Origin of the sequence: Achromobacter sp., from assembly GCF_036567245.1 — a bacterium.
Taxonomy (GTDB): domain Bacteria; phylum Pseudomonadota; class Gammaproteobacteria; order Burkholderiales; family Burkholderiaceae_B; genus Achromobacter.
Window position 1 is genome coordinate 1 of the sequence record NZ_DATCUY010000614.1, and the last position, 13,253, is coordinate 13,253.

13 protein-coding genes are annotated in these 13,253 nt (G+C 67.0%); 11 read left to right on the forward strand and 2 right to left on the reverse strand.

All coding sequences use genetic code 11. The features are described from left to right. From VIR09_RS26130 to VIR09_RS26150, 5 genes are all read left to right on the forward strand, one after another. A partial coding sequence (locus VIR09_RS26130) for an enoyl-CoA hydratase-related protein (RefSeq protein WP_332015503.1) occupies positions 1-401 on the forward strand: 401 nt, incomplete at its 5' end. A gap of 2 nt (positions 402-403) precedes the next feature. Beyond that, the gene (locus VIR09_RS26135) at positions 404-1,573 is read left to right on the forward strand and encodes an acyl-CoA dehydrogenase family protein (protein ID WP_332015504.1); all 1,170 of its coding nucleotides are present in this window, start codon (positions 404-406) and stop codon (positions 1,571-1,573) included. 62 nt (positions 1,574-1,635) lie between these two features. Next, positions 1,636-3,276 carry an AMP-binding protein gene (locus VIR09_RS26140; protein ID WP_332015505.1) on the forward strand — a complete coding sequence of 547 codons (1,641 nt, stop codon included), beginning with the start codon at positions 1,636-1,638 and terminating at the stop codon, positions 3,274-3,276. 20 nt (positions 3,277-3,296) lie between these two features. After that, positions 3,297-3,722, forward strand: coding sequence for an acyl-CoA thioesterase (locus VIR09_RS26145; protein ID WP_013391343.1), 426 nt, complete (start codon positions 3,297-3,299; stop codon positions 3,720-3,722). Between the two features lie 42 nt (positions 3,723-3,764). Then, positions 3,765-4,172 carry a RidA family protein gene (locus tag VIR09_RS26150; protein WP_207467988.1) on the forward strand — a complete coding sequence of 136 codons (408 nt, stop codon included), beginning with the start codon at positions 3,765-3,767 and terminating at the stop codon, positions 4,170-4,172. Positions 4,173-4,639: 467 nt separating this feature from the next. Here VIR09_RS26150 and VIR09_RS26155 read toward each other — a convergent pair whose 3' ends face one another. Then, positions 4,640-5,626, reverse strand: coding sequence for an AraC family transcriptional regulator (locus tag VIR09_RS26155; RefSeq protein ID WP_332015506.1), 987 nt, complete (start codon positions 5,624-5,626; stop codon positions 4,640-4,642). Positions 5,627-5,906: 280 nt separating this feature from the next. On the opposite strand from VIR09_RS26155, the gene VIR09_RS26160 reads away from it, so the two are divergent. The 6 genes from VIR09_RS26160 to VIR09_RS26185 are packed head-to-tail and all read left to right on the forward strand — an operon-like array spanning position 5,907 to position 11,669. Further along, on the forward strand, positions 5,907-7,085 hold the full coding sequence (locus VIR09_RS26160; RefSeq protein ID WP_332015507.1) for an ABC transporter substrate-binding protein: 1,179 nt from the start codon (positions 5,907-5,909) through the stop codon (positions 7,083-7,085). Between the two features lie 28 nt (positions 7,086-7,113). Then, positions 7,114-8,358 (forward strand): dienelactone hydrolase family protein, encoded by a 1,245-nt coding sequence (locus VIR09_RS26165; RefSeq protein ID WP_332015509.1) that lies wholly within the window; start codon positions 7,114-7,116, stop codon positions 8,356-8,358. A gap of 9 nt (positions 8,359-8,367) precedes the next feature. Next, the gene (locus tag VIR09_RS26170) at positions 8,368-9,717 is read left to right on the forward strand and encodes an aromatic ring-hydroxylating dioxygenase subunit alpha (RefSeq protein ID WP_332015510.1); all 1,350 of its coding nucleotides are present in this window, start codon (positions 8,368-8,370) and stop codon (positions 9,715-9,717) included. Further along, positions 9,708-10,241, forward strand: a complete 534-nt coding sequence (locus VIR09_RS26175) for an aromatic-ring-hydroxylating dioxygenase subunit beta (protein WP_332015511.1) — start codon at positions 9,708-9,710, stop codon at positions 10,239-10,241. Before VIR09_RS26170 ends, VIR09_RS26175 begins: the two co-directional genes overlap by 10 nt. Beyond that, the gene (locus VIR09_RS26180; RefSeq protein ID WP_332015512.1) at positions 10,238-10,849 is read left to right on the forward strand and encodes a cysteine hydrolase; all 612 of its coding nucleotides are present in this window, start codon (positions 10,238-10,240) and stop codon (positions 10,847-10,849) included. Before VIR09_RS26175 ends, VIR09_RS26180 begins: the two co-directional genes overlap by 4 nt. A gap of 13 nt (positions 10,850-10,862) precedes the next feature. Beyond that, complete coding sequence (locus VIR09_RS26185) at positions 10,863-11,669, forward strand: SDR family oxidoreductase (protein WP_332015513.1); 807 nt, start codon at positions 10,863-10,865, stop codon at positions 11,667-11,669. Between the two features lie 18 nt (positions 11,670-11,687). Here VIR09_RS26185 and VIR09_RS26190 read toward each other — a convergent pair. Next, positions 11,688-13,253, reverse strand: a 1,566-nt coding sequence (locus VIR09_RS26190) for a FapA family protein (RefSeq protein ID WP_332015514.1), incomplete at its 5' end; no start/stop codon positions are given.

Here is a 13,253-nt window from a genome sequence, read left to right on the forward strand (position 1 = left end):
GCACCGCCTTCCTGTTCACGCGCGTGGGCCTGGCCGGCGCCGACATGGGCGCCTGCACGCTGCTGCCGCGCATGATCGGCCAGGGCCGCGCTTCCGAACTGCTTTACACGGGCCGCGCCATGACGGCGGAAGAGGGCGCCAGCTGGGGCTTCTTCAACGCCCTGCATGAACCGGGCGCGCTGGCCGACGCGGCGCAGACGCTGGCCGCGCAATTGGCCGCGGGTCCGACCTTCGCCCACGGCGTCACCAAGAAGCTGTTGCACCAGGAATGGAACATGGGCGTGGACGAGGCCATCGAGGCCGAAGCCGAGGCCCAGGCCATCTGCATGCAGACGCGTGATTTCCGCCGCGCCTACGATGCCTTCGTGGCCAAGCAAAAGCCCGTTTTCCAAGGGGATTGAGCATGCGCGACGCAAGCTGGTTGGATTGGCCGTTTTTCGACGATGCGCACCGCAAGCTGGCGCACGAGGTCGACACCTGGTGCGAGGCGTCCCTGGGGGACGTGGATCACCATGACGCCGACGGCGCTTGCAAGAAGCTGGTGCGCGCCATGGGCGAGGCCGGCTGGCTGCGCTATGCGGTCGCGGGCGGCCCTGGCGGCGCCTGGGGCGGTGCGCTGCCGGAAGTGGATTCCCGCGCCGTCTGCATCCTGCGCGAAACCCTGGCCCGCCATGAAGGGCTGGCCGACTTCGCTTTTGCGATGCAGGGCCTGGGCAGCGGTGCCATTTCGCTGATGGGCTCGGACGAGCTGCGCCAGCGCTACTTGCCGCGCGTGGCCCGTGGCGAAGCCATCGCGGCCTTCGCGCTGTCGGAACCGGACGCCGGCTCGGACGTGGCAGCGATGGCCTGCGAGGCCACGCTGGACGGTGACCATTATGTGTTGAACGGCGCCAAGACCTGGATTTCCAACGGCGGCATCGCGGATTTCTATTGCGTGTTCGCGCGCACTGGCGAAGCCCCCGGCGCGCGTGGCATCAGCGCCTTCGTGGTGGATGCCGATACGCCGGGCTTCGAGGTCAGCGAACGCATCGAGCTGATCGCGCCGCACCCGCTGGCCACCATCACGTTCGACAACTGCCGCATTCCGGTGTCGCACCGGCTGGGCGACGCGGGCCAGGGCTTCAAACTGGCCATGATGACGCTGGACATCTTCCGCGCCTCGGTGGCGGCGGCGGCGCTGGGCTTCGCGCGCCGGGCGCTGGACGAAGGCCTGGCCCGGTCCAAGTCGCGCCGCATGTTCGGCCAGACCCTTGCCGACCTGCAATTGACGCAGGCTGCGCTGGGCGACATGGCGACCGCCATCGACGCTTCGGCGCTGCTGACCTACCGCGCGGCCTGGATGCGCGATGTGCTGAAGCAGCGCACCACGCGCGAAGCGGCAATGGCCAAGATGACGGCCACGGAATCGGCGCAGACCGTGATCGACCGCGCGTTGCAGATGTTCGGCGGCGCGGGCGTGGTGTCGGGGATGCCGGTGGAGAAGCTTTACAGGGAAATACGAGCGCTGCGGATTTACGAAGGCGCGACCGAAGTGCAGAAGTTGATCATTGCCCGTGAACTGCTGAAGGCGTAAGGCAGCCATCGAGCTCCGTCGTCCCGGCACAGCAAAAACACCGCAATAGCAAGGGGAATTCCATGGAAGCATCCGCCCACATCGACACTTTCGCCCGGGACAATCTGCCCCCGGGCGAACAATGGCCAGAGTTTCTGCTCGACGGCCCCGACGTGGCCTATCCGAAGCGCTTCAATTGCGCGGTCGAACTGCTGGACGCCATGGTCGAGCGCGGCCACGGCGAGCGCGTCGCGCTGCGTTGGAGCCAGGACGGCCAGCCGGCCACGATGACCTATCGCGAGCTGGCTGCGCTGACCAACCGCATCGCCCGCGTGCTGGCCGAGGATATGGGTCTGGTGCCGGGCAACCGCCTGTTGCTGCGGGGGCCGAACAATCCGATGATGGCCGCGTCGTGGTTGGCGGCGATCAAGGTGGGCTTGGTCACCGTGCCGACGATGCCGCTGCTGCGCGCCAAGGAGCTCAAGCAGATCATCGACAAGGCGCAGATCCAGGCGGTGCTGTGCGATACCCGCCTGAAGGACGAGGCGGAGTTCTGCACGCAGCCCGGCCATGAGCATCATTGCCCGGGCCTGACGAAGGTCATGTACTTCAACGATAAGGCGCCGGATGCGCTGGATTCGTTGGCTGCGGCCAAGCCGGATGATTTCAAGGCCTGCGATACGGCTGCTGACGACGTCTGCCTGATCGCCTTCACCAGCGGCACGACCGGCGCGCCCAAGGGCTGCATGCACTTCCACCGCGACGTGCTGGCGATGTGCGATCTGTTCCCCAAGCACGTCATCAAGCCGGGTCCGGACGACATTTTCTGCGGTACGCCGCCGCTGGCCTTCACCTTCGGCCTGGGCGGCTCGCTGTGCTTCCCGCTGCGTGTGGGCGCGAGTACGGTGTTGGCCGAGAAGCTGTCGCCGGAAAGTCTGCTGCAGCTGATCCAGGATTTCCGCGCCACTATCGTGTTCACGGCGCCGACGTTCTATCGGCAGATGGCGGCGTTGGTGGGCAAGTTCGATCTGTCGTCGCTGAAGAAGAGCGTGTCGGCGGGCGAGGCGTTGCCGGACGCGACGCGCCAGCTGTGGAAGCAGGCCAGCGGCATCGAGATGATCGACGGCATCGGCGGCACGGAAATGATCCACGTGTTCGTGTCCAGCCCGCCGGAGTCGGTCAAGGCCGGCGCGATCGGCCGCGTGGTGCCGGGTTACGTGGCGCAGATCGTGGATGACGACATGAAGCCTGTACCCAATGGCACGGTGGGCCGGCTGGCGATCAAGGGGCCGACCGGCTGCCGTTATCTGGCGGACGAGCGCCAGCTGCGTTTCGTGCAGCAGGGCTGGAACCTGCCGGGCGATACCTTCCTGCAGGACGACGAGGGCTATCTCTTTTATCAGGCACGCAATGACGACATGATCGTTTCGGCGGGCTACAACATCGCCGGACCCGAGGTCGAGGACGCGCTGCTGCGCCACGAGGCCGTGGCGGAGTGCGGTGTGGTGGGCGCGGCGGACGACGAGCGCGGCCAGGTGGTCAAGGCGTTCGTGGTGCTGAAGCCGGGCTATGAGGCCGGCAATGAGCTGGTCGTGGCGCTGCAGCAGTTCGTGAAGGCCAATATCGCGCCCTACAAGTATCCCCGTGCCATCGAGTTTGTCGAGGCGCTGCCGCGCACCGAAACCGGCAAGCTGCAGCGTTTCGCGCTGCGCAAGATGGCCTGAACCGGCAACAAGGAAATTCCATGGCAGCCCCTTTCATCAGCCAGGTCGAAGTCCGCTTCCGTCATTGCGATCCGGCGGGCATTGTTTTCTACCCTCGCTATTTCGAGATGATCAATGATTTTGTCGAGGAGTGGTTCGACAAGGGCATGGGGTTGCCGTTTCATGCGCTGCACGTGGAGCGGCACATCGGCACGCCGATGGCGTCGGTGCAGTGCGATTTCAGCGCGCCCAGCCGCTGGCACGAGCGTTTGCGCCAGGTGCTGGAAGTGCAGCGCATTGGCGGCGCGTCGTTCAAGGCGCTGGTGCGTTTCGAGGGGCCGGATGGCCAGTTGCGGTTGTCGGCGACGCTGACGATCGTGACGGTGGATTTGCGGACGATGAAGTCCATGCCGCTGCCTGCGGATCTGCGGGAACGCATGCAGGCTTATCTGGTTCCCGCGGCGTAAGCGGCGGGAATCGTTTGCTTTTCTTAAATATAGGATGACGTTATGAAGATTCTGCAACCGCCGGATTGGATGGCGCCCCGGGGCTATTCGAATGGCGTGCTCACTGAGATGCAGGTGGGCAGCAAGCTCGTGTTCGTGGGCGGGCAGGTGGGGTGGAATGGCCAGCAGCAGTTCGAGTCGGACGATCTGGCCGACCAGGTGCGGCAGACGCTGGCTAACATCGTCGCGATTCTGGCCGAGGGCGGCGCGAAGCCTGAGCATATCGTCCGGATGACGTGGTACGTGACGGATAAGGACGAGTACGTGGCGGCTTATCCGGCTATCGGCAAGCATTACCGCGAGTACATCGGCCGGCATTTTCCGGCGATGACGGCGGTGGAAGTGGCGGATCTGGTTGAGGATCGGGCCAAGGTTGAGATTGAGGTTACTGCTGTGGTGCCGGCGCAGTAATTGCCGGTTGCTCCTGGGCGCCGAGGGTTGGTTGATTGCTGACCTTCGGTGCTTTTTTTTGTGGGCATGGCGTTCTTGAGACGATCGGCTCCTCGGCACTGTCGCGTTCGGTGGCGGTTGCGGTTCTTGAGACGCCCGGCGCGGCGGTGGCCCGGCATGCGCGGGGCTGCGATTGCGGTCCGGAGCGTTCGCTCCGGACTTCCCCTGCCTCATCCTCGTCCAGGCCTGCGGCCTTCCCTACGGATTCCGTCGGGCTTATCGACGCCCCGCGCACGCCGGGCCACCGCCGCGCCGGACTCTGTCAATTGCTGTTGACGTCAGCGGGGGCGGCTGGCGTTCTTAGGATTCTGTTCGGCGTTGGTATGGCGCCGAATATCTTGCGGGGTTCGCCCCATGCCGGCCGCGCGGGCGGCCTCTTGGGGCTTGCGCGGTTTTGTGCACCGTGACGATTTTCGTTCGTTGCCGTTTTATCCCATCACCCGCCGCGTCTCGCGCGGCAATTCCCCGAAGCGTTCCCGGTAGTACTCCGAGAACCGTCCCAAATGTCCGAACCCCACGCCCAACGCCACTTCCGTGACGCTGGCGCCTGTGCCCGTCCTTAACCGGTTCCTGGCCTCGTCCAGTCGCAGCGCGCGCAGCGCGTTCATCGGCGTGGTGTTGCGGTGTTCCTGGAACAAGCGCGTCAGCGCGCTGGCGCTGGCGCCTGCGTGGCGGGCGATGTCGGCCAGGCTGAGCGGGGCAGCCAGGTGGTCGCGCATGTAGGTTTCGGCGGCGCTCAGGCGGCGCGGGATGCTGGGGGCGATGCCGGCTTGCGCCTGCCAGCTGTTGGGCTGGTTGTAGAGCAGGTGCAGCACCAGCGTGTCTTCCAGGTGTTCGAGCCAGGCCGCGGGCGGGCGCGGGGCGCCGTCGTCCAGGGTGGGCAGCAGGTGGATCAGGCTTTCGACCATGCTGCGCCAGACGGCGCCGACGGGGTTGTCCAGGCGCAGGGCGGGGCTGAAGTCGAGCGGGCGGGTGGCGGCCTCGCCGAAGGCGCGCAGGCCGATGGCTTCGAGTTTGCCGCGGGGGATCTTGAGCAGCAGTTGTTCGCAGCCGGCTTCCCAGTGCAGCTTCAGCGGGCGGTTGGGGGCGATGACGGCGGCGCAGTCGGGGTCGGCGTCGACGCGGTCATTGCCGCATTCGATACAGGCGCGGCCGCGCAGGGGGACCTGGACCAGCATGAAGTCCTGGAGGCGGTCGGGTTCGATGTGGACTTCGGCGCCGTAGCGCAGCGTACAGACGGTCAGTGAGCCGAAGCGGCCGCGGTTCAGTTCGGCGTCGACGCGGCCGCCTTTCCAGGTCAGGCGATGTTCTTTGAGGGCTTCGGAGACCAGGGTGCGCGTCTCGTCCTGCTGGGTGGAGCTGAAGACGCGCCGGTTGAGCAGGGGCGCTAGCGTGAGTCGGGACCAGCCGTGCATGGATGCCTCCGGGACGGGAACGCTCCCGTGTTACTGCCGAGGGTAATTTAAACGGCTAGGACTTGGAATTAAGTGATTCCCGGATAAGGCTGACGGAATCCGGATAGAGCGGCCCACGGGCGCGGCCTAATCTAGCCGGCAGGCCCTTCCCGTGTTGGTTGGAGGGCGGCGCCGCGGCGCGTAAGCTGGCGGCGTTGTTCGGCAGCATGCGTAGTCCGCCGGCAGACGGGTTCTGTCAGTTTTCCGCCGGCGTGGCCGGGCGGGGATAACGGGGTGGCTCATGAATCGAAATCTATGGAGCCGGCGCGCGCTGGCTGCGCTGGTGTGCATGACGGCGGCGGCGGGTGCCACGGCGGCGGACAAGGTCAAGGTGGGCTTGCTGACCACGTTGTCGGGCCCGGGCGCCGCGCTGGGCAACGAAATCCGCGACGGCTTCAATCTGGCGCTGCAGCATACGGGCGGCAAGCTGGGCGGGCTGCCGGCGGAAGTGGTGGTGGCGGACGACCAGCAGAAGGCGGACACCGGCCGCCAGGCGGTGGAGCGGCTGTTGAAGCGCGACCGCGTGGACGTGATGACGGGCATCGTGTTCTCGAACGTGCTGCTGCCGGTGATGCCGGCCATCCTGCAGTCGGGAACCATCTACCTGAGCACCAATACCGGGCCGGAGAACTATGCGGGAGCGGGCTGTAATCCGAATTTCTTCGCGGTCGCTTGGCAGAACGAGGACATTCCGGCCGCGATGGGCAAGTACGCCAGCGACCAGGGCTACAAGAGCGTGGCGTTGATCGCGCCGGACTATCCGGGCGGGCGCGAATCGCTCAACGGCTTCAAGCGCCTGTACAAGGGCGGGCTGTCGGAAGAGATCTATACCCAGCTTGGGCAGTTGGACTATGGCGTGGAGATTACGCGGCTGCGGGCCAGCAAGCCGGATGCGGTGTTCTTCTTCCTGCCGGGCGGCATGGGCGTGAACTTCATCAAGCAGTTCAACGGCGCCGGCCTGTCCAAGGAGATTGCGCTGCTGGCGCCGGGCTTTTCGGGCGACGAGGACACGATCGCGGCGGTGGGCGCGCCTATCGAGGGCATGCGCAATACCTCGCAGTGGGCGCTGGAGCTGGACAACCCGGCCAACCGCAAGTTCGTCGAGGACTTCAAGAAGACCTATAACCGCAGCCCCACGCTGTACGCCTCGCAGGGCTATGACGCGGCCATGCTGCTGGACAGCGCGGTGCGCCAGACCGGTGGCAAGCTGGAGGCGGACGCGCTGCGTCCGGCGCTGCGGCGCGCGGACTTCAAGTCGGTGCGGGGGGATTTCAAGTTCAACCGCAACCAGTATCCGGTGCAGAACTATTACCTGCGCATCGTCGAGGCGGGGGCGGGGGGCAAGTTGTCCAATAAGCTGTCGGGCACGGTGCTGACCCAGTACCAGGACCCTTTCGCCGCAGCCTGCCAGATGAAGTAGGGCGGACATCCGCAACAAGGAGATACGTATGACCCTGAACATTACGACGCGCGAAGTGACGGTGGACTCGCATGACGGCAAGTCCTTCGGTGCCTATCTGGCCGTGCCGGCGTCCGGGCATGGCCCGGGCCTGGTGCTGTGCCAGGAAATCTTCGGCGTGAACGACTTCATGCGCCGCGCGGCGCAGTTGCTGGCCGAGGAGGGCTATGTGGTGCTGGTGCCGGACCTGTTCTGGCGTCAGCAGCCGGGCATCCAGCTGACCGACGGCCCGGCCGACATGCCGCGCGCCTTTGAGCTCTACCAGGGCTTTGATGTGGAACTGGGCTTGCAGGACATCGCGTCCACCATCGCAGCGCTGCGCGGGTTGCCCGAGAGGCAGGGCGGGGTGGGCGTGCTGGGCTATTGCCTGGGCGGCAAGCTGGCGTATCTGGCCGCCTGCCGCACCGACGTGGACGTGGCCATCGGCTACTACGGCGTGGGCATCGAGAACAGCCTGGACGAAGCGTCGCAATTGCGCGGCCGCCTGGTGCTGCATATCGCCGAGCAGGACGGCTTCTGTCCGCCCGAGGCGCGCCAGCGCATCCTGGAGGCGCTGGGCAACAAGCCGGGAGTGCAGATCTACGTCTATCCGGGCATGGACCACGCGTTCGCACGCACCGGCGGCGACCACTACGACAAGCCGTCGGCGCTGATGGCTCATCAGCGCAGCATGGCGGCCTTGCAGCGCGCCATCGGGCCGGAGTTCGACTATTCGACCCTGTGGGACAAGCACTGCGAGTACGAATTCGGCACGCGCGATGTGGCGGCGACGATGGCGACCATGGTGGCCGAGCCCTACGTGAACCATATCCCCACCATGACCGGGGGCGTGGGCCACAAGGAACTGAGCCGCTTCTATCAACACCATTTCGTCAACAGCAATCCGCCGGACACGCGCCTGGTGCCGCTGTCGCGCACGGTGGGCGCCACGCAGATCGTGGACGAGCTGCTGTTCTGCTTCACGCACACCACCGAGATCGACTGGCTGCTGCCGGGTGTGAAGCCCACCGGCAAGTATGTGGAGATTCCGCTGATCGCCATCGTCAAGTTCCGCGGCGACAAGCTCTATCACGAGCACATCTATTGGGACCAGGCCAGCGTGCTGGTGCAGGTGGGCCTGCTGGACCCCAAGGGCCTGCCGGTGGCAGGCCGCGAGACCGCCGCCAAGCTGCTGGACGAGACGCTGCCGTCGAACACGTTGATGGCGCGCTGGAAAGAAAGCGAGAACAAGTAGGAGCCCGACATGTCATACACCGAAGAGCAATTGGCCGCGATGGTGCGCGGCGACAGCGTGCACCGCGGCGTCTATACCGACCCCGCCATCTTCGATCTGGAGATGCAGCGGATCTACGGCCGCGCCTGGATCTACGTGGGCCATGAAAGCCAGGTGCCCAAGACGGGCGACTATCACACCACGCGCCTGGGCGACCAGGACGTGCTGATGGTGCGCGCCACCGACGGCCGCGTGCACGTGCTGTACAACCGCTGCCCGCACAAGGGCGCCAAGGTGGTGGCCGATGGCGAAGGCTGTGTCGGCAAGTTCTTCCGCTGCCCCTATCACGCCTGGACCTTCAAGCTGGACGGCAGCCATCTGGGCGTGCCCTTGAAGCAGGGGTTGGAGGGCACCTCCTACAACCCCGCCGATCCGGCCTTCTCGATGCGCCGCGTGGCGCGGGTGGAAAGCTATCGCGGTTTCGTGTTCGCCAGCCAGGCCAGGGAAGGGATGGCGCTGGAGGACTTCCTGGGCGGCGTGCGTTCGTCGATCGACAACCTCTGCGACCGTTCGCCGGTGGGAGAGGTGGAGGTGGCCGGCGGCATCTTCCGCGTCATGCAGCGCTCGAACTGGAAGGTGTTCTACGAGAACCTGCACGACACCATGCACGCACGGGTCACGCATGAGTCTTCCTACGCCGCCGCTCGTGATGAGGCCAAGGAAATGGGCGAGATGCCGCTGGAGCTGCACATCATGGACGGCAACGGCGAGCCCTACGAGTTCTGGGAAAAGCTGGAGCTGCGCGCCTACGCCAATGGCCACGGCTACATGGAAGGCATTTTCAATCCGGGCGCGGCCGAGCGCGACCCGGTGTCGCGCGCGCATTTCGACACGCTGACCGCGGCCTATGGCGAGACGCGCGCCCGCGAGATCCTGGGCATGAACCGGCACAACACGGTGATCTACGGCAGCGGTTCGCCCCACACGGTGTTCCAGCAGTTCCGCGTGATCCGTCCGATCGCCGTGGATCGCACCATGATCGAGATCCAGACGTTCCGCTGCAAGGGCGCGCCGGACGGGGTGTTCAAGCGCGCCATGCTGTACGCCAACGTCATCAATTCGCCCTCGTCCAACGTCATGCCGGACGATATCGAGCTCTACAACCGCTGCCAGGAAGGCAACGCCACGCGCGGCGGCGAATGGGTCAGCATGCACCGCTACCACGGCAGCGACCGCAGCGACGCCGACGGCATGGTGTCGGTCAACGGCACCAGCGAACTGCCCATGCGCAACCAGTTCGACGCCTGGAAGACCTATATGGAAGCCGGCCCCGCCGCCACGGAAGCGGCCGCCGCCACCGGAGACCGCTCATGCTGCTAGACCTTGATTTCGACGTGAGCACCGAAGGCCTGTCGCCAGCCGAGGTGCCGGCCGATGCCTGCCACCGTATCGCGCAGTTCCTGTACCGCGAGGCGCGCCTGCTGGACGAGCGCCGCTACGATGACTGGCAGGCGCTGTGGACGGCGGACGGCATGTACTGGATGCCGCGCGTGCCGGGCCAGCAAAGCCCTTACGACCATATCTCGCTGTTCTGGGAAGACCGCATGCTGCGCGACGTGCGCATCCGGCGGCTGGAGCATCCGCGCAACTGGTCGCAGCAGCCGCCGACGCGTAGCGCGCGGCTGGTGGGCGCGGTGGAGATCGAGGGCGTGGACGTCGGCGGTAACCTGGTGGTGCACTCCACCTTCCAGATGACGGAATGGCGCAAGCGCCAGCCGCGCCAGCTGGCGGGCCGCTACACCCACAAACTGGCCTCCGAGGGCGACAGCTGGCGCATCCGCATGAAGCGGGTGGACCTGGTCAATTGCGACGACGTGCATGACGTGTTCGAGGTGTTCGTGTGACGGCGACCGATGCCGCGGTGCTGGCGCTGCACTTCCAGAACGACGTGCTGCACCCCGAGGGCAAGATCCGCGTCGGCCTGGACGCGGACAGCGGCGCGCGCCAGCGCCTGCTGGACAACGCCGCGGCCCTGCTGGCCGGGGCGCGGGCTCACGATCTGCCCATCGTGCACGTGCGCATCGCGTTCCGGCCGGACTACGCCGACCTGATGGCCAACTGCCCCATCTTCCGCAACGTGGCCGCCATCGGCGCAGTGCCGGAGGGGCAGTGGGGCAGCGCCTTCTACGAGGGGCTGCAGCCGCTGGCTGGCAGCGCGCGCGAGTTCGTGGTGAAACACACTCGCATCAGCGCCTTCTACGGCACGCCGCTGGAGGAGACGCTGCGGCTTCTGGGCGCGCGCCGGCTGGTGGTGGCGGGAGTCGCCACGCATTCGGTGGTGGAAGGCACGGTGCGCCATGCCGCCGATATCGGCTTCGAGGTCATGGTGGCGCAGGATGCCTGCGCGTCGGCGGATCCGGCGGTGCACGAAGCGTCGCTGGCCAGCATGCGCCTGATTGCGCAAACCGGTGCGGTGGCGGAAGCTGTGCGTTGGGCCGCCGCGCCTCATTGATCAAGGATTCAGCATGGATTTCACAGGCTTTCCCGGGCTGGCCGGCAAGACCGCCATCGTCACCGGCAGCACCCAGGGGCTGGGCGCGGACATCGCGCGCGGATTGGCCGCGGCCAGCGCCAACGTGGTGCTGGTCGGGCGCAACGCCGAGGCCGGCCGGGCGCTCGAAAAGGAACTGGACGGCCGCGCGCTGTACTGCGAAACCGACATCGGGCAGGACGAGCAGATACAGCGCTGCATCGACGCGGCCGTGGCGCGCTTCGGCCGGCTGGACATTCTGGTCAACAATGCCTGCCAGTACACGGATCGCGGCCTGGCCTCGTCGCGCGAGGAATGGCATAGCACGCTGGACACCAATCTGGTGTCGGCCGCCATCTTCACGCAGTTGGCCGCGCCGCTGCTGCCGCGCGGCGGCGTGGTGGTGAACATGGGCAGCACGGGCGGCAAGTTCGGCGCGGCCGGACGCGCGCTTTATCCGGCGTCCAAGGCGGCGCTGTTGCAGATCACCAAGAACTTCGCGGTGGAACTGGCGCCGGCTGGCGTGCGGGTGCTGGCGGTGTCGCCCGCCTGGACCTGGTCGCCGTCGGTGGAGCAGTTGGCCGGCGGTTCGCGCCCGGCCGCGGATGCGGTGGGGGCGCATTTCCATCCGTTGGGGCGGGTCGGCTCGGGCGAGGAGATCGCCGCGGCCGTGTGCTTCGCCTGCTCCGATGCGGCCTCCTGGATGACGGGCGTGGACATACCCGTGGACGGCGGCTTTTCGATCCTGGGGCCAGACCGCGGCATTTCGCCGCGCGCCTGGTTCAAGGAACTGGCGCCCTGAGGGCGCTGGCGGGCGGCGTCAGCGGATGACGATCTGCCCTTGTTCCACGGCGGCCTTGCCGCCGATCTGGTCTTCCAGGAATTCCTGCACCTTATTGCCCACCTGAATCGTCACGCCGCTGCAGAAGCGGCGCGCGGCCTGGATCGTGGCGCTGGCCAGGGGCTGCAGATCCTGCACCAGCTGGGCTTCCTCCGCGTCCAGCGCCAGCAGGTCCTGGCTGAGCTTGACATGCGTATTGCGGGCGCGGTCGGCCACGTCGCCCGGGGCGCGCTGGGGATTGGCCTTCAGGAACATCAGCAGTTGTTCCAGCTTGGATTTTTCTTCGTGCATCTTCTGGCGCTTGCGCGCCAGCGCCGCGCGCTTGATGTCCGCGTGCGGGTCCAGGCCGGCCTGCACCAGCGTCGGAATACCCGAAGGCGAGCCTATGGTGCCGGCGCGCACGGCCTGCATGGCACGGGTCTGGCCGCCGGTGATGGCGCTTTGCTGGGTGTTGGGCGGGCCGACGTTGATGCTGCCGCCGGACGCGATGCTGCACTGGCGGACCTCGCGTTCCACGTCCACGTTCTGGCCAGCGCTGATGACGGCGTTCTCGATGAACTTGGCGCGCAGCGCGCCACCACAGACGATGCGGGCGGTGCGCGCGGCGGCCGCGGCGTCCTGCAGGGCTTCCGCCAGGCCGATGATGCCGCCCTTGACCGTCACATTGCCGCCGGCCTCGACCAGCGCCGCCTCCATGGTGCCGTTGACCACCACATCGCCCGTCACGTGGACTTCCATGGTGGCGGCGATGTCGCCGCGCACCAGCAGCGAGCCTTCGAAATGGATGTTGCCGGTGCTCAGGTTGACGGCGTCCACTTCCACCATGGGGTTGACCTGCACGCCGTGGCTGACCAGGGTGGGCGTGCCGGCGATGGCGGCGCGCAGCAGCAGCGGATCTTCGGGATCGACCGCAGCGCCGGACAGGTCGCTGGCGAACGGCGTGTCGGGCAGTTCGTCGGGCAGGATAGGTTCGCCCAGCACCGTGGTGCCGTCCACGCCGGGCAGGGGCGGTGTGCGCCGCATCAGGGGCATGCCGGGCGTTACCAGCAGCAGGCTGCCCAGGTCGCGGTAGTCCACCTGGGCCAGTTCGTCGATATCCTGGCCGCGCGGCTTCAGGCGGTCCAGCAGGCTTTCGAAGCGCGTCGGGGTGCCGCGGGTGGGCGGCGTACCGCGGGCGATCTGCGTGGTTTCGCGGCGGCCCTGGGTGACGGCGTCGATCAGGTCCTGTTCCAGGATGCCGTGGACGATGCCGCGCTCGGCCAGTACCTGGCGCACGGCTTCCAGCGTGACAGGCTTGCCGCCCTTGGGCGGTAGCAGGGTCAGCAGGGCGGACATGCGCGCGGCGTCCAGCTCCAGCTCGAGCGAGCCGTCGATGACTTGGCCGACGGGGGCCTGCACGGTTGTCGTGGCGTGGCGGCACAGGTCGATGAAGGTCAGGACGGCCTGGCTGTCCAGTGCCTCGGTGCCCCAGCCTTGAGCGACTGCCGCGGCCGCCAGGGCGTCCCAGCTGGGCAGGTCGGCGCCGGGGCTCGGCTCGGCTTCATC